Origin of the sequence: Rossellomorea aquimaris (genome assembly GCF_003315075.1) — a bacterium.
GTDB lineage: Bacteria > Bacillota > Bacilli > Bacillales > Bacillaceae_B > Rossellomorea > Rossellomorea aquimaris_C.
Window position 1 is genome coordinate 1 of sequence record NZ_QNRJ01000042.1, and the last position, 1,827, is coordinate 1,827.

The window sequence follows — 1,827 nt, forward strand, 5'->3', positions numbered from 1 at the left end:
GGGCAGCATTCCTGTTATGAAGAAAAATAGAGTTTGAACAAAAAAAGAACCTCTTGGTATGATAAGAGTGTCCTGAGCCGGCAAGCAAAACGGACAAAATCATATCTACCAGGAGGCTTTCAACATGAATTATAACCAAAATGAAAAGATTGCTCAAATTACTTCTCAAACACTAATTATAGGAGTAGACATTGCGAAATTCAAGCATGTCGCGCGTGCTCAAGATTTCAGGGGAATGGAGTTTGGAACCCCGTGTCACTTTGAAAACTCCCACGCTCACTTCGATCTGTTCTTAAGCTGGATCAAGCAGCTGATGGACCAAAATAAGATGGACAAGTTGATTATAGGCATGGAACCAACAGGTCATTACTGGCTAAACTTAGCTCATTACCTTAAGGAGAGAGAGATTAAGTTTGTGGTGGTGAATCCCATGCATGTAAAGAAATCCAAAGAGTTGGATGACAATTCACCAACTAAAAATGATGTCAAAGATGCCAAAGTGATTGCCCAGTTAGTCAAGGACGGAAGGTACGCTGAACCACAAATTCCGCAAGGAGTTTATGCAGAACTTCGTGTGGCCAGAAAAATACGCGACCTTTTGTCTGTTGATTTACAGATGCTTCAAGGGCAGATTCACAACTGGCTAGACCGCTATTTCCCTGAATTCCTAACCGTTTTTAAGGATTGGGAAGGGAAATCAGCACTACAACTATTAAAGCTGAATGTATTACCACAAGAGCTGGAACATATATCGGATCAAGACATCCTGACTCATCTCAGAAAAGCAGTAAAACGTGCAGTTGGACTCCGTAAGATTCATGAGTTGAAACGAGCTGCCAAAGATTCAATCGGCATTCGTGAAGGTTCAAAGATGGCTAAATTAGAGCTTCGCACTTTACTAGAAAAGTATGAGTTGGTTGTCGAAAGGTTCGAAGAATTAGATTCTGATATAGAGGGGCTTCTTGAACAAATCCCTGGTGTTCCACAGATGTTAGCGATCACCGGAATTGGCAAGGATACAGTGGCAGGGTTCTTTGCGGAAGTAGGAGACATAAGGAACTACTCCCATCCCCGCCAGATCATCAAATTAGCTGGACTTAACTTGAAGGAGAATACCTCCGGAAAGCATAAGGGACTAACGAAAATCACGAAACGAGGAAGGAAGGCACTCAGAGCTCTCCTCTTCCGAGTAGCTATGCCGTTGGTCGCCAAAAATGCCGCCTTTAAAGCTTTACATCATTATTATACTACTCGACAGAGTAATCCCTTGAAGAAGATGCAGTCCATGATTGCCATCTGTAACAAGCTAATACGTATCTTATTTACGATTGGTACAAAGCAATGTGAATTTAGTGAAGAAAGAATGTTAAAAGACATTCCTCATCTGGCTTCATTACAGGCCGCAGCTTAAGTTTCACCGTTGTTTTTATGTATGTTTCTAAAGATTACAGTCATAGACATTTGAAGCACGGATTAGTCAGTAAAACAGTTAAAGTGCGGGCATAGACCCTGTCGGGCAGCATCACTGACATCCACCTCATGGAAAGGTTGGACGAAGGAATTTTAGAGCATAGACTCTGTGAGAAATGGGAGGGTTGACCTCCGTGAGAAATGTGGAGATCCACCAGTGCGACCATACTTTTACTAGTTAACCACTTTTTGGATAGAAGTGGCTAGGTGGGCTAGCTTTCTTTTTCTCTTTATGCCCAAAATTACCCTTACTTTCAACATCTATCCATACTTCGAATGTCTTAGCTATATAAATCTCTTAGGAATATTGAGAATAAGCGAGAGAACAAGAGTTATCTCTTTCTTTATAGAGGGAGT

At 41.5% G+C, this 1,827-nt stretch carries 1 protein-coding gene; it reads left to right on the forward strand.

The window, feature by feature from the left end; all coding sequences use genetic code 11:
* Positions 1-124 precede the first annotated feature (124 nt).
* The gene (locus DET59_RS21295; RefSeq protein WP_113971587.1) at positions 125-1,411 is read left to right on the forward strand and encodes an IS110 family RNA-guided transposase; all 1,287 of its coding nucleotides are present in this window, start codon (positions 125-127) and stop codon (positions 1,409-1,411) included.
* The last annotated feature ends 416 nt before the right edge of the window (positions 1,412-1,827 follow it).

Coding starts and splice junctions, on each gene's coding strand:
- DET59_RS21295 (WP_113971587.1), top strand. CDS start 125: ATGAATTATAACCAAAATGAAAAGATTGCTCAAATTACTTCTCAAACA.